At 45.6% G+C, this 21667-nt stretch carries 19 protein-coding genes and 2 riboswitches; of the genes, 2 read left to right on the top strand and 17 right to left on the bottom strand.

Features of this window, described 5'->3' with window-relative positions:
- Positions 1–44: 44 nt before the first annotated feature.
- The 5 genes from EC328_RS02570 to EC328_RS02550 form a co-directional block, all read right to left on the bottom strand.
- Positions 45–1946 (bottom strand): type I glutamate--ammonia ligase, encoded by a 1902-nt coding sequence (locus EC328_RS02570; protein WP_128425359.1) that lies wholly within the window; start codon positions 1944–1946, stop codon positions 45–47.
- 106 nt (positions 1947–2052) lie between these two features.
- Positions 2053–2739, bottom strand: coding sequence for a HesA/MoeB/ThiF family protein (locus EC328_RS02565; protein WP_128425358.1), 687 nt, complete (start codon positions 2737–2739; stop codon positions 2053–2055).
- A 5-nt stretch (positions 2740–2744) separates the two neighbouring features.
- Complete coding sequence (locus EC328_RS02560) at positions 2745–4610, bottom strand: aldehyde ferredoxin oxidoreductase family protein (RefSeq protein ID WP_128425357.1); 1866 nt, start codon at positions 4608–4610, stop codon at positions 2745–2747.
- A 100-nt stretch (positions 4611–4710) separates the two neighbouring features.
- The gene (locus EC328_RS02555) at positions 4711–4917 is read right to left on the bottom strand and encodes a hypothetical protein (protein WP_128425356.1); all 207 of its coding nucleotides are present in this window, start codon (positions 4915–4917) and stop codon (positions 4711–4713) included.
- Between the two features lie 14 nt (positions 4918–4931).
- Positions 4932–5552: a TetR/AcrR family transcriptional regulator gene (locus EC328_RS02550; RefSeq protein ID WP_164906008.1), complete on the bottom strand. Its 621-nt coding sequence runs from the start codon at positions 5550–5552 to the stop codon at positions 4932–4934.
- A 265-nt stretch (positions 5553–5817) separates the two neighbouring features.
- Here EC328_RS02550 and EC328_RS02545 point away from each other — a divergent pair, with 265 nt between their 5' ends.
- Together EC328_RS02545 and EC328_RS02540 are read left to right on the top strand one after the other, a co-directional pair.
- Positions 5818–6141 (top strand): MFS transporter, encoded by a 324-nt coding sequence (locus EC328_RS02545; protein ID WP_206363899.1) that lies wholly within the window; start codon positions 5818–5820, stop codon positions 6139–6141.
- A gap of 110 nt (positions 6142–6251) precedes the next feature.
- Positions 6252–6551, top strand: a complete 300-nt coding sequence (locus EC328_RS02540; protein ID WP_206363898.1) for a PI-PLC domain-containing protein — start codon at positions 6252–6254, stop codon at positions 6549–6551.
- A gap of 51 nt (positions 6552–6602) precedes the next feature.
- Here EC328_RS02540 and EC328_RS02535 read toward each other — a convergent pair whose 3' ends face one another.
- The 12 genes from EC328_RS02535 to EC328_RS02480 form a co-directional block, all read right to left on the bottom strand.
- Positions 6603–6908, bottom strand: a complete 306-nt coding sequence (locus EC328_RS02535) for a YerC/YecD family TrpR-related protein (RefSeq protein ID WP_128425352.1) — start codon at positions 6906–6908, stop codon at positions 6603–6605.
- A 104-nt stretch (positions 6909–7012) separates the two neighbouring features.
- Positions 7013–8683 carry a formate--tetrahydrofolate ligase gene (locus EC328_RS02530; protein WP_128425351.1) on the bottom strand — a complete coding sequence of 557 codons (1671 nt, stop codon included), beginning with the start codon at positions 8681–8683 and terminating at the stop codon, positions 7013–7015.
- A 199-nt stretch (positions 8684–8882) separates the two neighbouring features.
- Positions 8883–10133: a phosphoribosylamine--glycine ligase gene (purD, locus tag EC328_RS02525; protein WP_128425350.1), complete on the bottom strand. Its 1251-nt coding sequence runs from the start codon at positions 10131–10133 to the stop codon at positions 8883–8885.
- A 10-nt stretch (positions 10134–10143) separates the two neighbouring features.
- Entirely contained in the window at positions 10144–11676 is a 1533-nt protein-coding gene (gene purH / locus EC328_RS02520) for a bifunctional phosphoribosylaminoimidazolecarboxamide formyltransferase/IMP cyclohydrolase (protein ID WP_128425349.1), read from the bottom strand.
- On the bottom strand, positions 11677–12270 hold the full coding sequence (gene purN, locus EC328_RS02515; protein ID WP_128425348.1) for a phosphoribosylglycinamide formyltransferase: 594 nt from the start codon (positions 12268–12270) through the stop codon (positions 11677–11679).
- Positions 12252–13292: a phosphoribosylformylglycinamidine cyclo-ligase gene (gene purM / locus EC328_RS02510; protein WP_128425347.1), complete on the bottom strand. Its 1041-nt coding sequence runs from the start codon at positions 13290–13292 to the stop codon at positions 12252–12254. Before purM ends, purN begins: the two co-directional genes overlap by 19 nt.
- Before the next feature lie 15 nt (positions 13293–13307).
- Positions 13308–14654 carry an amidophosphoribosyltransferase gene (gene purF / locus EC328_RS02505; RefSeq protein WP_206363897.1) on the bottom strand — a complete coding sequence of 449 codons (1347 nt, stop codon included), beginning with the start codon at positions 14652–14654 and terminating at the stop codon, positions 13308–13310.
- A 12-nt stretch (positions 14655–14666) separates the two neighbouring features.
- Complete coding sequence (gene purE, locus EC328_RS02500) at positions 14667–15149, bottom strand: 5-(carboxyamino)imidazole ribonucleotide mutase (RefSeq protein ID WP_128425345.1); 483 nt, start codon at positions 15147–15149, stop codon at positions 14667–14669.
- A gap of 11 nt (positions 15150–15160) precedes the next feature.
- Positions 15161–18892 carry a phosphoribosylformylglycinamidine synthase gene (locus EC328_RS02495; protein ID WP_128425344.1) on the bottom strand — a complete coding sequence of 1244 codons (3732 nt, stop codon included), beginning with the start codon at positions 18890–18892 and terminating at the stop codon, positions 15161–15163.
- Between the two features lie 138 nt (positions 18893–19030).
- A riboswitch (purine riboswitch) is annotated at positions 19031–19132 on the bottom strand.
- Positions 19121–19807: a phosphoribosylaminoimidazolesuccinocarboxamide synthase gene (locus EC328_RS02490; protein ID WP_128425343.1), complete on the bottom strand. Its 687-nt coding sequence runs from the start codon at positions 19805–19807 to the stop codon at positions 19121–19123. Its footprint overlaps the riboswitch before it by 12 nt.
- A gap of 12 nt (positions 19808–19819) precedes the next feature.
- The gene (locus EC328_RS02485; RefSeq protein WP_128425342.1) at positions 19820–21121 is read right to left on the bottom strand and encodes an NCS2 family permease; all 1302 of its coding nucleotides are present in this window, start codon (positions 21119–21121) and stop codon (positions 19820–19822) included.
- A gap of 150 nt (positions 21122–21271) precedes the next feature.
- Positions 21272–21373, bottom strand: a riboswitch (purine riboswitch).
- Between the two features lie 43 nt (positions 21374–21416).
- Positions 21417–21656, bottom strand: a complete 240-nt coding sequence (locus EC328_RS02480; protein ID WP_128425341.1) for a thioredoxin family protein — start codon at positions 21654–21656, stop codon at positions 21417–21419.
- Positions 21657–21667 lie beyond the last annotated feature (11 nt).

Below are 21667 nucleotides of genomic sequence, written 5' to 3'. Positions count from 1 at the left end.
GTACCTTTAAGGGAATTTCCCTGGTTGGGTACCGGTGCCGATCGTTAGATGTCCAAAAGGTTTCGCTTGTAATGAGTATAAAGCATTCTAAGATTGTCCATCTTTTGATATATGGTTTTTTGAAGCTCAGATGCTAACTGAAGATTTTCCCTGTCCAGGGCTTCCTTTAAAAGAGTGAACAGACTCGTCTTGTTAAGGCTGTCCTTCATCAGCTCAAGCCTTAAGTCTCTTATGGCAAGCCAGTTCGAGATGTCGAGGTCGGACGCATTAGCAGGATCATGAAGGGCTTTAAACCCGCATATCTCCTTGATCATATCTGGAATTATCCTGTGTTCAATTTCTGTTCTCCACTTGTTAAGGGCAGCTGCTTCGTAGCTCTCGATTATCGTATCCCTGAATACCCCGCCTTTTTTTAACACCTGCAGCTTTTCCGGGTAATTCTTGAAGGACATAAGGTTCTCGTATACTGTGGAGGGAACTTTTCCAAAGAATCTGTCTCTCTCATCATCTGTATAATCATCAAATACGTTGTTTTCACTTCTGTATGCCCGGCCGGTCTCAAGGTATAAGCCCTTGTCCTCAGGCCTCTTTGACAGCTCCGATAGAAGGCTGTCCTCATCCCTTTTATTCTTGAACACATGACTGATGCCATCCTCCATAGCCATAAGCATAGTCGCCATGCAAAGGAAAGTGTTTGTGTGAGGATTCGGAGCTCTCAGCTCAAACCTTGTGGCCATTGGGTTATTTGAGTCTCTTATGAGACCTATAAGGATAGTTCTGTTCCTCGATGGTATCTCTACAGTCCTACCAAGTGACGTAACTATACAAATAGGCGCCTCAAAACCCTTCTTCAATCTCTTAAAGGCTTCATTTGAGGATGTGATGAAGGGATTCATTATCTCATAATTCTTAAGTATCCCCATAAGAGAAGCATAGCCAATGGGGCTCATAAAATGGTCTTTTCTTTGTGGATAGAAAAGATTCACCCGTTTGCCATCCTTAAGCTCCGCAGCAACACCTATGTGGGTATGCTCGCCACTTCCGGCAACTCCAGGTATTGGTTTGGCCAGGAAGGTCACATCCATACCATTCCTTCTGAAGGCTTCCTTGATTATGGTTTTTACGAATAGCTCGTTATCACCGGCCTGCATTGCATTGGAATACTTCCAGTCGATTTCAAGCTGCTCCATTATACCGGAAAAAGACCCGTCATGCTGGAGTCTTGCCTTTACTCCACCTACCTCCTTGTGACCCATCTCGGGCTCCATCCCATACTTACCCATAAGCTCGAGACTGGTTTCAAGTGCTGTTCGCACACTGCCCCTCGTCTTTGCCCAATATTGTTCATTAAGCTCCTGGGAAGTTGTCAGCTCTTCAATATCTCTTGGATCATTTGGAGACCTCACCCAGAATTCGAGCTCGGTGGCAGCTGTCACATGGACCCTCTTAAGCTGCTCTGGATCTATCCCATGGGATTTTGCAAACTCAGAGTCATCCTTTATCATTCTCTCTATACTATCTTCAAAAAATTCCAGGGCATTTTTCAGTATATGCCTTGAATCTACAGGAATCCCTTCATGGAGCAAAAAACAAGGAATTTTAAGCATGCCTGTGGGCCTTCCTGATTCCTCATGTATGTTGTCATAGTTATAGTCTACGAACCAATTGACGTCAATATCTGCCTTCATGTCGATCTTGGCATTATCGAGGCTTGCGATCCTTGGGAGATATACTGATGACCCATCTGTCTGAACGGCTATGCCGACGAGAAACTGGTCAAGATCCTCCAGGAACAGCTTCACCGGTATCTTAGCCTCTGTCTCATGGCCTATCAAGTCCACTCCACCAAGGGAGACGAACCTGATCTGGGGGTTATTGTCCAATATCTCCCTTAGATCCTTTTCATTGTGATTCTGCTTTGGAATCACATAGCACATTTCTTTCATATCCCATCAACTCCCTCAGTAAATTTTAACACTCTACTATATTAAACCTCTCAGGAAAACATGTCAAGATATTTTTCCCAACAAGAAAGAGCCCTAAGGCTCTTTCTTAAATATCTATTTTTATCGCCTGGTTATTCAATGTATCCACGTATAAGATCGAGTTTCTAACAAGCTCTCCTTTTCCAAAAATAAGCTTTATGAACTCAGCTACTTGAAGCGAAGCGACGAGCGCAGGTATGAAGGGAGGATTGCCCAGGTGCTTCTCAACGCCAGTCATTTCCTCATTGGGGTAGAGCCTTGATAGAGTCCTGTCACCGGGCATTACGACACAGACCTGGCCAAACCAGCCTCCAATAGCTCCATGTATCAAAGGAATCCTAAGCTCCTCACATAGTCTCTGAAGCAAAAGCCTTGTTGGGATATTGTCTGTGCCATCCATAACAACATCCGCATCCTTGAGAAGCTGGAGTCCATTGGATCCATCTATCCAGGTCTGGTGTGAAATCACCTCGACCTCAGAATTCACATCCTTAAGCTCGTTTTTTATACATTCAGCCTTCCCTAAACCAAGCCTCGATTCGGTGGAAAATCTCTGCCTGTTAAGATTGCTTTCCTCAAAGACGTCACCATCTATGACAATGACCCTTCCTATTCCAAGTCTTGCAAGCTGCTCCGCAAGATGGCCTCCAAGGCCTCCTCCTCCAACTATGGCAGCAGACTTGGTTCTTAAAAGCTCCTGCTCATCCTCAGATATAAGGGAATGGTTCCTTAGATAGCGATTGGGAAGCTTCATAGTGTTCACTCATCCTCTCCGTACAGATCCTGGATCAATCCATCGAGTCCTCCGATACTCTTAAGAAATTCTCGTGAAGGTATTCCTGTTTCCGGATCCCAGTCCAGCTCGTTAAAGAAGTTTTGGCCAAGCAGCAGGTTGTCTATCTCCACATCCTTAAGGGGCCCATCAGTAAGAGGTGGTTTTCCCAATGCCCTCTGGGTTATGTACATATCCTTGGGAGTGATCCCCTCCCTAAGGTTAAATGCATGTCTCATGGTGTAGATCCTCAGTCCTGTGGTTTTGCTTCTCTCTCCTTTGAAATCCATTCCGGTGATAGCTTCAACATAGTCATCTATCATCCCTCCGGGGGGCGTTCCAAACCTGCTGAAAAGACAAAAGCCTGCTGAATTAAGTATTTCTCTGGCAGCTGTAAGCTCCACATCCTGATCTCCGGTGCCCTCATATACATATTTTGGCCTCGTTTCCTTTCCACCCATTTGTATGGAGCCTACTCCACCCTTAACATGTCTTCCGGGGGTTGGGTCGTACTGATATGTCCTCGCAAGACCCGGTGCAAACCTGGGATCATGCATAGGAAGCTCTATTCCTGAGGCAGTCTGGAGATATTCCTCGCCTTTTCCAAAGTGCTTTGCAGCATATAGCGATCCATTTGCAAGAACGGCTCCAACTCCCTCACCGTCAGCAATTTTCTGAGTGATCGAAACGATGGCCTCACCGTCTCCCCACTTAAGATCTATTCCATCAAGCTCATCCTTTGTAAGTACTCCCTCATTGTAGCATTCCATAGCCCAAGCTACAGTCATGCCCGTTGAAATAGTATCTATCCCGTATCTGTTGCATACTTCATTTACCTTGATGATAGCATCCATATCTCCACACAATAGCGTAGAGCCAAAGGAAGATGCAGTTTCATACTCTGGCCTCTCTGTATGACCTACCGGCCATCTTCCGTCGTTTACCTCGTATTCTGCTCCGCAGCCAAGCGGGCAGCTGGCGCAGGCATATTTTTTGGTTTTATACTTATCCATTACCTTCGCCGACAAAGCTACGGCTTTTTCTTCACCATAGTCACGTATACCCACTCCACCCCAGTTTTTGACAGGACTGTCTCCGCTAAGGGCTGAAGCCGCAGTCCCAATACCGGTACCGTGATCTCCAAATGCCAGCGAAGAGGGTGAACCCTTAATAGTTTTGACTACGTCTCTTGTTATTCCCTGGAGCCTATCCATATCAGCTACAGGAACAGTTCCGGTGCCTCTTACCAGGATCGCCTTAAGCTTTTTTGAGCCCATCACGGCTCCTCCGCCGCCTCGGCCGGGTGCTCTATGCCCGTCGTTTATCGGACATGCAAGCAGTGACTGTCTTTCTCCGGACGGCCCTATAGCAACTATTTTAGCTTTTTCATCCTCGTGCTCTTCCTTTAGCTTATCCCAGACATCTTTGGTATCCATGCCCCAAAGATGCGCTGCATCTCTAATTTCAACCACTCCGTCTTTTATCCATATGTATACTGGTTTTTCCGAGATCCCGGATATAAACAGGGCGTCGAAGCCAGCTTTCTTTAGCTCCGGTCCAAAATAGCCTCCTGAATTGGAATCATTCCAGCCTCCGGTAACAGGCGATTTATGGACCATGGTGAATCTCCCTCCAAACATGGCTCCTGTTGCATTGCTGAGACCAGTGATAAATCCCAGAATATTATCCGGACCAAGCGGGTCTGCACCCTTTGGCATCCTGTCATAAAGAATCTTTGCGCCGAAGCCGTAGCCTCCTATGTAATCCTCAACCATTTTTTGCTCCAGGGGTTCGATGTTTATCGCACCTGTAGTTAGGTCGATAAACAATATCTTTCCATTATACCCGTACATAAGATCCCTCCTTCTCCTTTATTATAGCCTATATATGGATAGGCTTCAATGATTAGAATGATAATGCCTGGACGTGAATGCACATCCAGGCATTATCATTCTACCTTAAAAGCAACCAGACTCCTACTGCAAGACACAACACTGCAAGTATGTAGAAGAAAATCACTGTGCCGCTTTCCCCCAAAGCCTTTCTGAACATCCTTATCTTTGCCATATTCCAGATGCCTTCGGGTTTCATCGCTGCTATGGATACTACTGCTCCTGCGTAGAGTACCAGAAAAACTCCAAGAAGTGCCATTCCATCCATAAAAATACCTCCATTCAACACTTTATTCCGTATTTAACAACGTCCAGGAAGCTTTCTACCACATCCAGCATCTCCTTGCTGTAGGTTTTAGTTTCGTTTCTTTTCATATAATAATCAGAAACTGATATATTAAGAGATGTCAACAGGTATGCTACCAGGGACAGGTCAAGACCAGACCTTATTTCTCCTCTTTCCTCAGCCATTTTTAAGAGCTGGTGAAATACCTGGTCAGATTTTTCCTTGTTTTCCTCGACTATTTCCTTATACAGATCATGATTTGGATCACTCAGTAGTCTATTGGATATTTCAAGAAACTCTGGATTGTGGAGTGCAAAGTTAAGACCAGATACATACATTTCCTTGATTAGAGAAAAAATATCCAGGTCCATGGGATTCATGAGTGTTGGAGTCATATATTCCAGTTTTTTCTGTATTATTATATTCATGACATGCTTGTACAGATCCTTCTTGTCCTCGAAGTACTGATAAAAGCTTCCCTTGGCGATCCCTGCCTCTTCCACGATCCTGTTAATGCTTGAAGCGTCAAAGTAATAGTCTCTGAATTCCTTTATTGCTGAAGCCTCGATCCTCTCGCGCTTCTCCGGAGGTAGATTGAAAAAGGTCTCCTTTGGCATTTTTGCACCTCCTGGTATTATGACCTTGTAGTCATATGACTCTTTGGTCATATTATACCCAGGAAAGTATTGTTTAGTCAATAAAAAATGATAAGCGTTAGGCGATAGGAGTTAAGTGAACGAGGAAAGCTAAATAGCAGGTAGTAGACAGTAGAAATACCAGGCAGGAGTGAAGAAGTAAGAGCTAAGAATTAGAAGAGGTGAAATAGTTTCACGAAGCCTTGTTGTGGTATAAATGATACAAAATACACTTTGGGGGTGTGCCTTGAAGCTGCAGAATACATTTGGCATAGGCGAGACCATGACTGGCACGGTCATGTCCATGGATAATGTGCTGGCACTTTTTCTGTTACCTTTCTTTGGTGCACTATCAAACCGTACTGATACAAGACTTGGAAAGAGAACCCCGTTTATAGTCTTCGGTACAATAGCAGCTGTTATATTCATGATACTTATACCGATTGCAGATAATATGAAGAGCTTTCCACTATTCTTTATTTCCCTTGGAGCAGTTCTATTTGCGATGAGTCCATATACCTACCTTGAAGGAGGCTCTGGAGGCAATAAACGGGCCGAGTGCCTCTTATAGTAGAACTGAAGGTACACCAAGGGGATGATTTGAGTGTGTGCGAAAAAGCACAAGAGATTCTGGATGATTACAAGGGGCTTTATTGTGTTGAGTCTTTCCACCCTTTTGCAATGGTCTGGTATAGGAGGAACAGGCCCCAGATACGAAGAGGCCAGCTGTCGCTGGACTATTTGAAGGAAAGGTCTCATGGACTGGTAATGGATTTTCTTCTTAACAACCTGCTGTTTAATTTTATTGCCAAGCCAAGCTTTATTGCTTACAGACATCAGGACAAAAAAGGTATCAGTATTTGGCTTTCAAAAAGTATATACAGGTGCTGTATGGTGGCATACACTGTTATGACACCTGAAGAATACTATAAAAACAGTCCATTTTCCCATCTTCAGATTTTTGAAGGATTCCTTCCATAAAAAAAAGGATTTCTCACTCGATCTGAGAAATCCTTTTCCCGCTATTCAACACTATTCCTTTTCAATCAAGCCTAGCTTCTCGAACACTATTTTATAGCCATCGGCTCCATAGTTGAGAGATCTGTTGATCCGACTTATAGTTGCTGTTGAAGCTCCTGTTAGCTCCTCAATCTCATTGTAGGTCTTGTTTGATTTTAGGAGCTTTGCAACCTCAAGCCGCTGGGCAATCGCCTGTACTTCCTTGATAGTACAAATGTCTTCAAAGAATCTGTAGCATTCATCCATAGTCTCAAGCTGAAGGACAGCTTCAAACAAACTATCCGCTTGTTTGCTTTTGATCTTTGAGTTGTAGACCATTTTACCCTCTCCCATCTTTTATAGATTAATTTAACTATATATTACAGTATAAAAGTGTTCTTGTAAATAAAAAGCTGGGTTTTTTTACCCAGCCATTTTTACTCTTAGAACAAACCTACGATCTCTCCACTTGGCAGAATGTCGATGCTCTCTGCTGCCGGAACCTTTGGAAGTCCTGGCATCGTCATTATCTCTCCTGTCAGTGCGACAAGGAAGCCTGCTCCTCTTGATACCTTGATGTCTCTTACTGTTATTCTGAAGTTTCTCGGTCTTCCTGCGATCGTCGGATCGTCAGTCATTGAGTATTGAGTCTTAGCCATACAGATCGGCATTTTGTCGAAGCCCATCTTTTCAATATTTGCAATTGTTTTAAGACAGCTGCTTGTGAAGTCTACACCATCAGCCCCGTATATTTCCTTGGCTATCTTTTCTATCTTAGCCTTGATAGTCTCCTCCACGTCATAGAGAGGCTTGAAGTTAGCTGTTCCCTTTTCAACGACCTCAACTACCTTTCTGGCCAGATCCTCTCCACCTTCTCCGCCTTTGTTCCAGACCTCGGAGATTACGGCTGTAGCACCAAGAGCTTCACATTTTTCGACTACAAAATCCAGTTCAGCCTGAGTGTCAGTTGGGAATTTGTTAAATGCAACAATAGCGGGTACTCCAAACCTATTTACGTTTTCTATATGCTTCTCAAGATTCTCGAAGCCCTTCGCCAGAAGCTCAAAGTTCTCTTTTCCCCAGTCTTCCTTCTTGACACCGCCGTGATGCTTAAGAGCTCTTACTGTTGCGACAATAACTGCTGCATCTGGCTTGAGGTTTCCGAATCTCGCCTTGATGTCGAAGAATTTCTCTGCACCAAGGTCTGCACCGAAGCCAGCTTCTGTAACAGTGTATTCTGCAAGCTTAAGACCAAGCTTAGTTGCAAGCATTGAGTTACAGCCATGTGCTATATTTGCGAATGGCCCACCATGGATAAGCGCTGGTGTATTCTCAAGAGTCTGAACCAGGTTTGGTGCTATGGCATCCTTCATCAAAAGCGCCACTGCTCCCTGAGCCTTCAGGTCTCTTACGAATACCGGGCTTCCATCAAACTTGTATGCTACTATTATGTTGGCGACTCTTTCCTTAAGGTCCTCAAGATCACTTGAGAGGCAGAATATAGCCATTATTTCAGATGCAACCGTAATGTCGAAGCCGTCCTCCCTTGGCATTCCGTTAGGCTTTCCACCAAGACCTATAACTATGTTTCTCAGTGCTCTGTCATTCATGTCCAGTACTCTCTTCCAGACAACCCTTCTCGGATCTATTCCAAGAGCATTGCCTTGCTGGATGTGGTTGTCCAGAAGTGCTGAGATAAGATTGTTTGACGTAGTTATTGCGTGGAAGTCACCGGTAAAGTGAAGGTTAATATCCTCCATTGGAACAACCTGCGAGTATCCTCCTCCGGCTGCACCTCCCTTTACTCCGAAGCTTGGCCCAAGTGAGGGTTCTCTTAAAGCTGTTATTGCTGTCTTGCCTATCCTGTTGAGTCCCATCGAAAGACCTATGTTTGTCGTTGTCTTTCCTTCACCGGCAGGTGTCGGGTTGATTGCAGTAACCAGAATAAGCTTTCCATCCGGCTTATCCTCGAGTCTTTTGAATACGTCAAGTGATACCTTGGCTTTGTACTTTCCGTAATTTACGATCTCATCCTCTGAGATGCCAAGCTTAGCTGCAACATCTTTGATTGGCAGCATTTTAGCTTCCTGGGCTATTTGCACGTCTGTTTTCAAGTAAACTCCTCCTAACAAAGTAATTTCAGTTGTTGATACCCAAAGTTTGTTTGCTTTAAATTACTATAAAAGCTCATACTGGTATTTAGTATACCAAATATGAGCCTCTTTTCAACAAAAAACATCGTTAATATTATATCTTTTCAGAGATAAAGGCTTTCCAATCCAGCCATTGTCACAAGCTGACCCCATAATATATTTACAGCTTTGCGATATCTGTCCTGTAGCTCTTATCCTTGAAATCGATAAGACCGATCGATTTGTAGATCCTTGATCTGGCTTCCTCATAGGCTCCTGTTGCTGTGAGGCTTAGAACTCTTCCACCATTGGTAAGGAGCTTACCTGCTTCAAGTCGTGTTCCATTGTGGAATAGTACAAGATCCTCTGGCAGCATCTCGATTCCCGATATCTCATACCCCTTTCTGTAATAACCGGGATATCCTCCCGACGTCAAGACCACCGTGACGCATGGATCCTCATCCCATTCCATGTCCTCTTCCTTAAGGTCACCTGACAAAGCCTTGAAGAAAATCTCTCCAAGGTCGCTTTTTAATCTTGGAAGCACGACCTCGGTCTCAGGGTCCCCGAAGCGGACATTAAACTCCAGAACCTTAGGGTCATCACCCTCGATCATGAAGCCTATGAACAGTATACCTGTAAAGTCGTGACCATCTTTCTCCAGACCTCTTTCTATTGGATCGAGTACTGAATCTCTGATTTTCTGCTTAAGTTGTGGTGTAAACAAAGGACTTGGAGAAAAACAGCCGACTCCTCCAGTATTAGGTCCCTTGTCGCCGTCATAGATCTGCTTGTAGTCCTTTGCGCTTTCCATAGGGAACAGCTTATTGTGTGAAACAAAGCATAGCAATGAGGCCTCTGTTCCAGTCAGAAACTCCTCAACTACTACTCTGTCCCCCTCCTTGCCGAAGATTTTATCCTGAAGACTCTCCTTAAGAGCCTTCTCTGCTGACAACCTGTCCTCGCAAATTGTGACTCCCTTGCCAAGGCATAGCCCGTCTGCCTTTACAACAAGTGGATAGGTAAATTCATCGATCCCCTTCAGTGCATCGTTGAGATCAGTGTAAGTCCTGTACCTTGCAGTCGGGATTCCATGGCTCATCATGAACCTCTTGGCGAAATCCTTGCTGCCCTCAAGCTGAGCGCTGAACGCATTTGGTCCAAATATGTTAAGGCCCGCCTCCTCGAAGGAGTCAGTTATACCCAAAACCAAAGGCTCCTCTGGTCCTACTATAGTAAGGTCTATCTCGTTCTCCTGAGCAAATTCCAATAGTCTGTCGATATCATTAGCAGCTATTCCGACATTTGTAGCAACCGATGAGGTCCCGCCATTACCTGGCGCACAGTACAGCTCCTCTATCAGCTCAGATTGTGAAAGCTTCCAGCAAAGTGCATGCTCTCTGCCTCCACTTCCTATTACAAGTATTCTCATGATTTACCTCCTAGTGTCTGAAATGCCTTATACCGGTAAAAAGCATTGCAATGCCATTCTCATCTGCTTCTTCGATTACCTCTTCATCCTTGACAGATCCTCCAGGTTGAATAACTGCAGTTACTCCTGCTGCAGCCAACGCTTTTAATGAATCCCTGAATGGGAAGAAGCCGTCTGATGCAAGCACTGAACCCGGGGCCCGGTCGCCTGACCTTTTTATAGCCTCCTCGACTGCCCAGAATCTGTTAACCTCACCAAGACCTATACCTACAGTCATCTTGTTCTTTGCGAGGACCACTCCATTAGAGGAAATATGCTTTGCAACCTTCCAGGCAAAGAGCAAGTCTTCAATTTCCGCATCGTCAGGGAATCTCTTTGTGACAGACGGTATTTCCTCCCCAAGAAGCCGCTGATTTGAATCCTGCAGAAGGAGCCCTCCCTGCACCTGTTTCAGCTGGAGCCTCGGAGACTCAGCATTCATTAAACCATCAACTGCCAACAGCCTTAGATTCTTTTTGGCTGTGAGTATATCAAGGGCTTCGCTGCTGAAGGAAGGTGCTATTATTATTTCAAGAAATATTTCCTTAAGCATTTCTGCAATTTGACCGGTTACTTCTCCATTCAGAGCGACTATTCCTCCAAATATGGACTCCGGATCGGCTGAGTATGCTTTTTCAAAGGCTTCCAACAGTGTAAGTGCGCTGCCAACTCCACAGGGATTGGCATGCTTTATGGCAACTGCAGCAGGCTCGTCGAACTCCTTTATCAAAGCTATCGCACCATTTGCATCATTGATGTTATTGAATGAGAGAGCCTTTCCATGGAGCTGTTTAGCCCCTGCTATGGTCCCTGACAGCTTGGTGCTCTCAACGTAAAACGCTGCCCTTTGGTGAGGATTCTCACCATATCTCAGACTGTCCCTCTTCCTATAGGGAAGAGTCAATAATTCAGGAAAAGAAACTCCCTGAATTTCGTTGAAATAGCCTGCTATAAGGGCATCATAGAATGCGGTGAGTGAAAATGCCTTTCTGGCTAGTGCAGTCCTGGTCTCCAGGGTAGTGACCCCGTTCATTCTCAGTTCTGCCAGGACAGTTCCATAATCAGACGGATCTACTATTACTGTAACATCCTTGTAGTTTTTTGCAGCCGCCCTGATCATTGAAGGTCCACCGATGTCAATGTTTTCTATTATTTCATTTGGAGTTGCATCAGCTCTTGAGACTGTCTCCTCGAATGGATAGAGATTATTTATTACTATATCTATTGGTACAATGCCCATCAATTCAACTACTGACCTGTGGGATTCCAGGTCCCTTCTAAACAAAATCCCTCCGTGGATCAGAGGATTAATGGTTTTTACCCTCCCGTCAAGTATCTCCGGAAATCCGGTCACCTGATCTATTTCCACTGCTTCTACTCCGTTTTCCTTAAGTAATCTGTATGTGCCTCCTGTCGATACTATCTCCCAATCAAGACTTTCCAGACCCTTTGCAAAATCTACAATCCCTGCTTTGTCATAAACGCTTATAAGAGCTCGCTTCATCTAAATCTCCTGCCTTTCACAAAAATCGGCGACTGCCTTTACCAGAAGCCTGTGCTCGACCTCCAGGACTCTTTTCTGAAGCGTCTCAACGGTATCTTCGGAAAGTACGTTGACAGCCTCCTGAAACAGTATAGGTCCGGTGTCTGTACCCTCATCCACCATGTGTATGGTTGCTCCTGTGACCTTTACTCCCGCTTTCAGGACTGCCTGATGCACCTTCTCCCCGTAGTAACCCTTGCCGCAAAAGCTGGGTATGAGCGAAGGATGGATGTTTATGATCCGGTTTTTGAAGTGCTCGATGAAATGCCTGGTAAGAACTCTCAGCCATCCCGCAAGAACAACCAGCTGAACTCCCTCATCCTTTAGGATAGCAGCAAGTTTTTCGTCGTATTCTTCAGGTGCCATCCCCAGCCACTTTACGTATTCAGCCCGGATCCCTGCCCGTCTTGCACGCTCCAGACCAAATGCATCCTCCTTATTTGAGAGGACAACTGCAATCTCGCCGTTGATCTCGCCATTTTCACAGGCATCGATCAAAGCCTGGAGATTAGTGCCCCCACCGGATATCAGCACTCCTATTCGTTTTTTCTCCATAGCTCTACACCCTTCTCTCCTTTTATTACCTCTCCAAGGACATAGGATTCCTCTCCTTTTCCCTCGAGGAATCCAATTATTCTATCAGCCTCTGAGGGTGATGCTGCAAGAACCATTCCTACGCCCATATTAAAAGTGCCATACATTTCTTCCTCGTCAATGTTCCCCCAGGACTGGATCAGCTTGAATATGGAAGGGGTATTTATCGTTCCAATATCTATCTTTGCCCTCAAGCCCTCCGGAAGCATCCTTGGTATGTTTTCATAGAAGCCTCCGCCAGTGATATGTGACATCCCCTTAACTTCAAATTTTTCTATTATCTCATATACAGGATCCCTGTATATCCTTGTAGGTGTAAGAAGCTCCTCGCCAAGGGTTTTTCCAAGTTCAGGATAAAACTGATCCAGGGAAAGCCCAAGCTTTTCAAGAACCAGCTTTCTTACAAGGGAGAACCCATTGCTGTGAAGTCCGCTGGATGGGAGCCCGATTATCAAATCTCCCTCATCAATGCCTTCACCTGTTATTATTTTTGATTTATCGACTACTCCAACTACGAAGCCGGCTACATCATACTCACCTTCGTTGTAAAATCCCGGCATTTCAGCCGTCTCCCCGCCAATAAGGGCACACCCGGCTTTGACGCAGCCATTGGCAACCCCCTCTACTATACTTGCCATCTTCTCAGGTACAAGCTTTCCTGTAGCAATATAGTCCAGGAAAAACAGGGGCTTTGCCCCTTGACACAGGATGTCGTTGGCGCACATGGCAACGCAGTCCTCACCTATCGTATCGTGCCTGTCTGTTAAAAATGCCAGCTTCAGCTTGGTACCTACACCGTCAGTGCCGGATACCAGCACAGGTTCCTTCATTCCTGTCATATCCAGCTGGAATAGCCCGGAGAACCCTCCCAGCTCCGAGAGCACTCCGGGTATATGTGTTTTCTTGATAAAGCTATTTATAAGCCGGACCTCACGGTAGCCTGCCTCCTTGTCAACGCCTGAATCCTTATATGTCAAAGACATTTCTCTATCCTCCTGTTATTCTTTATCCACCGGATAGCTTCCACTAAAGCAACCCTTGCAGAATCCGTTGTCACCGCCAGTTGCTGCTACAAGCCCTTCCAGGCTTATGAAGTACAGTGAATCTGCTCCGATTTCCTTTGCCACTTCACTTATACCCATTCTGCTGGAAATCAAGTTCTCCTCTGAAGGAGTATCCACTCCCAGGTGACAGCTGTGCATTACCGGTGGGGACGCGATCCTTACGTGGACTTCCTTGGCACCAGCATTTTTAAGCATCTCAACTGTCCTCTTCATAGTGGTACCTCTTACTATGGAGTCGTCGACCAGCACAAGTCTTTTCCCTCTTATATTCTCCTTAAGCGGATTAAGCTTGATCCTTACGCCCTGCTCTCTTATCTCCTGGGTAGGTTCGATAAAGGTCCTGCCTACATATCTGTTCTTGATCATGCCCTCTGCATAGGGTATGCCTGATGCCTCAGCGTAGCCTATGGCAGCTACTATACCAGAATCAGGTGCTCCGATTACGATATCTGCCTCGATTTCCGGGAACTCCCTGTAAAGGCGTTTGCCCACCTCAAACCTTGCCATATATACGCTCTTTTCATCCATTGTGCTGTCTGGTCTTGCAAGATAAACAAGCTCGAATATACAAAGACTTCTCTTGGCCGACTCCTTATAGATACTTTTCAATCCATCCTTATCGATAACGATGATCTCACCCGGCTCTACATCTCTTACAAAATTTGCACCTACAGCATCAAACGCACAGGATTCAGATGCTATCACATAGTCTCCGTCAAGCTTGCCTATGGAAAGGGGCTTTATCCCGTGCGGATCCCTTGCAGCAACCATCCTCTCACTGGTCATTGCAACGATCGCGTAGGACCCCCTGACCTCTTTCAGCGACTTTATCATAGCTTCGCTCAAATCGTCCTTGTGATATTTCGCGATCAAAGCAGCTATTACCTCTGTGTCAAGGTCAGTCTGGAATATGGAGCCTGAGTCCTCCATTTCGCCCCTCAGACTTCTGAAGTTTACGATACTGCCATCCATGGCGATGGCAAGAGCTCCTCTTCTGTAGCCCACTACCAAAGGCTGGGCATTGACCTTGTTCTTCGCCTCAAACTGGGCTGCATACCTTACGTGACCTATAGCGATGTTTCCTCTGAATCTTTCAAGAGATTCCTTGGATACGACCTCATGTATAAGACCAAGATCCTTGATGTAGTCGATGAAGCCATTGTTGTTGACCGCCATACCCGTGCTGACCTGTCCTCTGTGCTGCAGTGCATAAAGTCCGTAGTATATAACTGGCGATACATGGTTCTTTTCGGCACTGAATATTCCAACTATACCACTCAACGGTATTCCTCCCTATTTTTGGTTTAATTCCTCATCAGATTTAATTGTTTCCTCAGCCATCCTTACCTTATAAGCCTTGAACTTCTCTCTAAGTTCGGGATACTTGACAGAAAGGATCTGCACTGCCAAAAGCCCTGCATTCTCTCCTCCATCGATCGCAACTGTTGCCACAGGTACCCCCTTGGGCATCTGAACCACTGACAGCAGAGAATCAAGGCCGTCCATGGTTGAGGACTTTGCAGGCACTCCTATGACAGGTAGTGGAGATATTCCCGCCAGCACTCCAGCCAGATGTGCTGCCTTGCCGGCGATTGCCACTATTACCTCAGTGCCTTTTTCTTCTGCGTTTTCAGCAAACTCCTTAGCCACGTACGGTGTTCTGTGAGCAGATATGACTCTCAGCTCATTTTCCACACCAAATTCCTCCAGAACCTTTATGACCTTATCGCCTACAGGCTTGTCTGATGCGCTCCCCATTATTACACTTACTTTCATCCCACATCCTCCTATTCGAAGTATCTGACTCCGGAGACGAAAATTCTCTCCTGGCCTCTTATTTGGACATTCTTATATATGTCTGCTCCCATTCTGTCTATTGATGCCACTGTTCCCAGAACTCTTCCGTCAGGGCTTGTCATAGACTCGATTGCCAATTGTGATCCCACGGGATTGAACTCTCCATCCCCCGTAGGTCTTTCGCCCATCACAAATTGTGTTGCGACCTGACCTTTGCCTATCATAGACTGACCATTCCTCCCAAGAATGACTCTTCCTTCTTTGGTGGCTACAGGAGCTGTGTATATCTCTCCTGCCATCATCTCGTTGAACCATGGTGACAGATTGCTTACAACCTTTATATCTGCCAATTTTGAAACAAACTCACCCATCCTGTTATAGGAGACCACTGTCGACCCTTCATTTCTTTCAGATATCTTGCCGTCTTCTATCAGACCCAGCTTCATAAGACTGTTGAAACCTGTTCCTATTCCCAGTATCAGTCCGTCCTTTACGGTTAGATGTCTTTCGATCGCCTCTTGAAGCCTTTTGTTTCTGAAAAGTATATCTATCAGCTTACCTGCTGCCTCAGGCTCATTCCCTAATAGGAAGCCATGGGCAAGTCCCAGTATCTGGCAATTATCTATCCTATCAGCTAAAATCCCAATCGATTCCTCTATATGGTTTCTGTCAAGGCTTTTGAATACCAATGTCTCTACATCTGCCCCGGCATTTTTGAATGCGGCTTCCATGTCGTATTCACCGTGAGTGCCTGTAAATACCGGGATCAATACCTTTGGTCTGGCAAATTTTATCTTTGATGAGGTTCTCTCTCCCTTGGTATATACAAGCTCCTGTAGGAATGGTTCCCCATCGTCCTTTATCGGGAATACATCGCTGAGGACTGACGTATATCTATGCTGCAGTTCTAATAGAGGTATCTCTTCTCCGTCAATTTCCAAAGCTTCCTTTTCTTGAGTATGTCCAACCAGCTTCCAGTCCCATTCATTCGCCTTTCCAACCGCTGCCTCATCCAGCTCAAGAAGCAGATTCCCAATAAGAGGCATATATATTTCTTTCCCCCTCATCTCGAAGCTGAAGCCGATCCTGTTGCCAAGAGCCATCTCTGCAGCAGCTCTTGCTATTCCGCCAGCTTTGACAGTCGATGAGGACAGGATCAAACCTGCGTCTGCAAGCTCCTTTACTCTCCCGTACTCTTTCTTTAGCTGATCCATATCTATGAGCATATCCTTGTCTCTATTAAGCTCCACCAGTACCACAGGTGAGCCCGTCTTCTTGAATTCCCTGGAGACCAGATTGTCAACTTTATCTGAAACCACAGCGAAGCTGAACAGTGAGGGTGGAACATTTATATCCTCAAAGCTTCCGCTCATGCTGTCCTTTCCACCAATCGAAGGTATATCCAGAGCCTTTTGGACTGTAAATGCTCCAAGGAGTGATGTAAATGGCTTTGCCCATTTTATCGGGTCGTCGCCAAGCCTCTCGTAAAACTCCTGGAAGGACAGTCTTGCTCTGGTAATGTCTCCACCCATTGCAGCAATTTTTGCAAGAGATTCCACAACTGCATAATATCCACCATGGAAGGTGCTCCATTTAGCCATTTCAGGATCGTACCCATAGGTCATTAAGGAGCATGTCTTAGTGTTTCCATTCAGTACTGGCAGCTTTGCCGCCATACCCTCCTGAGGTGTAAGCTGGTGCTTGCCTCCAAGCTGTAAGAATACACTTCCTGACCCAATCGTATTGTCAAATCTCTCAACCAGTCCCTTTTGTGAGCAGGTATTGAGCTGAGATATATTTGCGAGGAAATCCTCCTTCGTATTTTCTCCCTTTATCCACTCCGGGAGCCTTGTAAGGTATGCCGATCCCTCTGGCCCGGCAACGTGAACTCTGCTCTTCTTTCTTATCCCGCTGGTTTCAATGAACTCTCTGTCTATGTCGATTATGGTGCTGCCCTTCCACACCATCTGGACTCTATTCTCATCAGTTACCTTGGCGATCACTGCTACATCAAGATCCTCGTCCAAGCAGAGACCCCTGAAGACCTCCAGGTCTTTTTCAGCTATTACTAAGGCCATTCTCTCCTGAGATTCTGAAAGCGCAATCTCTCCTCCATCCATACCTGGGTATTTGACCGGAACCTTATCCAGGTCAATGTATAAACCGTCTGCAAGCTCACCGACTGCCACTGCCACTCCGCCAGCGCCAAAGTCGTTGCATTTCTTTATCAGCCTTGTCGCCTTGGGATTTCTGAAAAGCCTTACTATTTTTCTCTCCAGAGGTGGATTCCCTTTCTGTACCTCTGCCCCTGCCGTTACCAATGCATCGCTTTTTTGCTCCACAGATGACCCTACCGCTGCTCCAAGACCGTCTCTGCCTGTTTCTCCTCCTATAAGAAGCACCAGATCCGTAGGCTCCGGCTTCCCTCTTTGCACCCAATCCTTAGGAACTGCAGAAACCAAAGCGCCAAGCTCCATTCTTTTTGCCATGAAGCCGTCATCGTAGACCTCGTGGATATAGCCTGATGTCCCACCGATCTGATATCCATAGGAGCTGTAGCCGTCCATCGCCGTCCTTGTTATCTTCCTCTGCGGGAGCTTGCCTTTTCTCGTCTCCTCAAAGGCTCTTCTCGGATCTGCCGCACCGGTTATCCTCATAGCCTGGTAGACGTAGCTCCTGCCTGAAAGCGGGTCACGGATACCTCCTCCAAGGCATGTGGATGCGCCGCCAAATGGCTCGATCTCAGTTGGATGGTTGTGTGTCTCATTTTTAAACATCAACAGCCATCTTTCAGTTTTCCCATCTACATCGACATCGATTTCTATGCTTGCCGCATTTATCTCATCCGATACTTCCTTGTCATCGAGAAGTCCCTTCTTTGTTATCTCTCTCATGTTTATAGTTGCAAGGTCCATAAGAGAAATCACCTTGCTGTTTCCATGGGCGAACTGTCTGGACTCCATATAGCTGTCCAATGCACTTTGAAAGAGCCCCTGGTATTTGCCTGCATCGACCTTTACCTCAGTAAGCTCAGTCATGAAGGTAGTGTGCCTGCAGTGATCGGACCAGTAGGTGTCAAGCATCTTCAGCTCTGCTATTGTCGGGTTTCTGTCCTTGCTCCTGAAGTAGTCTCTGCAATGGGCGAGGTCATCAATATCCATCGCAAAGCCGATCTCCCTCTTCAGCTTTTTAAGCTGTTCCTCATCGGATGCTATGAATCCCTCAACAACAGGGATAGCCGACTCATTCTCCTTTTCCTCCTGCCATAGGAATTTATCCAGGGGGACCTCCTTTGCCTCGATGGGATTAATAAAGTACGACTTGAGCTTTTTAATACCTTCTTCATCCAGTCCTTTAGCCTTTACAAGTCTTGAGGTCTTGACTCTGATTTCATCGAAGCCCAGGTAATTCCTTATGATCGCCTCTGTTGAATGTTGTCTCTGATCATACTGGCCCTTATGGTATTCAACTCTGAAGGCAAGCTCTCCATCCTCCAGCTCAACCTTTGATACAGGATTCATGTCCATTGCAGGGTCGAACAGAAGCTTGTCCGTTATATCCTTTGCTTGCTCACGAGTTGCATACACCAGATCATAGATTGTTGCGACCGAAAGTCTTTCTATGCCCTTTAGCCCCAGATAGTCCACAGCATCCTTAAGTAGCTTTTTGCCTTCGATATTGTGTTGAGGTTTTTTCTCGATTATGATTCTTTGATGTTCCATTTTATCCTCCTTTAAAATGAAAAGCCCAGGCGGGTAGGTTTAAAAGCGAAACCTACCCGCCTGGGCTTTTCTCCCTTCGGTGTAATACAACTCGTTGTATCTGTGTCGCTTGGGCCAGCGGAGAAACCCTCCCGGAACCCTAGACACACTTTCGCTCATAGACAAATGATTTACGGTCATTTAGTAGAGACGTCTCCCCCCTATTAAGAGACTTATATGAGCATTTTTTTATTCGTTGAGCATCAATTGTTCCAGCTTAAGCGGCTCGATGTACTCTGGACCCTTGAAAGCCCTCATGTTCCCTCCGGAAATCTCATCGATCAGAGCGATGTGTTTATCCTCCCCAACTCTCCCGAACTCAAACTTGATATCGTAGAGCTCAAGACCCTTCTTAGCCAGTTCTTCCTTTACAACTGCGCCAATCTTCTTAGTCAATTCGGTTAGAGTTTTATACTCCTCCAAGGTCATTATACCAAGCATCGCCAGACCGTCATCTGTTATCAGAGGATCATTTCTGTCGTCGTCCTTAAGGGTTACCTCCACATATGCGTCAAGCTCCTGACCTTCAGTCACGTACCTTCCGTATCTTTTTAGGAAGCTTCCTACCGCCCTGTATCTGCAGATAACCTCGACACCCTGCCCGAACAGAGTTGCAGGCAGCACGGTCATTGTGTTGTTATCTATATCAGCCGATACAAAGTGTGTCGGTATACCCTTCTCGTTTATTTTCTCAAAGAAGAATGTTGTCAGTCTCAATCCGGCCTTTCCAGCTCCTTCAATGCTAAGTCCAACTGTGTTGGCACCTGGGTCAAACACCCCATTCTCTCCAGTAACGTCGTCCTTGAACTTGAGAAGATAATTCCCGTCTTCAAGCTTATAGACATTTTTTGTTTTGCCGGTGTAGACTAATTCCATGTTTTTCTCCCCCTACATCAAAACGAATTTCAAAACGAACAATACTGCAAGAAGCCACATGACCTTTGATATCTCTTTGGTTCTTCCTGTCAGGGCTTTAAGTATTACATAGGATACCATACCAAATACGATACCATCAGCGATACTGTATGCAAATGGCATCATTACGATTGTGAGGAATGCCGGTATGGCTTCGGTGAAATCCTCAAAGTCGATCTTCTTGATCGGGCTCATCATAAATAAGCCTACTATTACAAGAGCGGGTCCTGTTGCCGCTGCAGGTATCATGGTAAACAGCGGTGCGAAGAACAATGCCAGTGCAAACATCCCTGCAGTCGCAAGAGAAGTCAGACCTGTTCTTCCGCCTCCAGCTACTCCTGCGGCGCTTTCCACGTATGTTGTAACAGTGCTTGTACCCAGACACGCTCCTGCAACCGTTCCAACAGCATCAGCCATCAAAGCCTTGCCTACCCTGGGAAGCTTTCCGTCCTTATCAAGGAAGCCCGCTTTAGAAGATACACCTGCAAGTGTACCAACTGTATCGAATATGTCTACAAACAGGAAGGTAAATACTACTACAAGCATTTCCATGGATAGTATCTCTTCCATACCCACAAACTTGAATGCCACAGGTGCCAACGATGGAGGAAGGCTTAATATGCTGAAGCCCTCAGGGATCATTGTAACTCCTAATGGGATACCTATAAGGGTTGAAGCGATTATACCTATTAGGATAGCTCCGCTGACATTTTTAGCCAGTAGTACACCTGTTACCAGTATACCAAAAAGAGCAACAGCCACTGGACCTGATGTAAGATCCCCAAGTGCAAGGACTGTGCCATTCCCTGGAACCACGATCCCTGCTCCGCTAAGTCCGATTATTGCTATGAAAAGACCAATGCCGACTGACACTGCATGCTTGAGATTCATTGGTATCGAGTCGAATATTGCCTCACGAGCCTTGACGAATGATAAAAGAATAAAGATTATACCTTCAATTAATACTGCTGTAAGCGCAAACTGCCAGCTTTTGCCCATAGGTCCAAGAACTACGGTAAATGCAAAGAACGCATTCAAGCCCATTCCTGGTGCAAGTGCAAATGGATACTTGGCGTAAAGAGCCATTATAAGGGTTGCTATCATTGAAGAAACTACTGTTGCGGTAAAAACACCGCCTGCATCCATTCCTGTAGCTGATAGCATACCCGGATTGACTGCAAGTATGTATGCCATAGTCATGAACGTTGTGATACCTGCAAGAACCTCAGTCTTTACTGTTGTGTTGTGCTCCTTCAATCTAAAGAAACTCTCCACTTATTGATCCTCCTCCAAATTTTATTTTGGAAAAAAATATAGCCCAGGCGGGTAGGTCTAGCGAAACCTACCCGCCTGGGCTTTTATCCCTCCGGTGTAGTGCGGTGAGCACCTGTACCGCTCGGACCTGCTGGGAAAATCCCACGGAACCCTAGGTACACTTTCGCTCATAGTGATGTGATTCTCGGTCACGTCCTAGATACATCCCAACCATATTTTGGGAACTATATGAGCCATATTCTCTTCACATACTGAGTGTAGCAATATTAAAAGGATATGTCAACTTGATTTTAAATTAAACAAATTTCTTTAATAAATCTTTGATTTCTGACGTTTTGAGCACCTTTCCAGCCGAGACTACCTTTTCATTGATAACTAACGCAGGGGTGGACATAACTCCGTATCCCATGATCTTTCTGAAGTCAGTTTCCTTTACGACCGTAGCCTCTATTCCATCCTCTTTAATTGCGGTTTCTGCATTCTTTGTCAATTCTTCGCATTTCTTACAACCTGTTCCAAGAATCTTAAGTTCCATATTAATTCCTC

The organism is Gudongella oleilytica, assembly GCF_004101785.1.
Taxonomy (GTDB): Bacteria; Bacillota; Clostridia; order Tissierellales; family Tissierellaceae; genus Gudongella; species Gudongella oleilytica.
The sequence above is the reverse complement of the archived record's forward strand: the minus strand, read 5'-3'. Positions and strand labels throughout refer to the sequence as shown.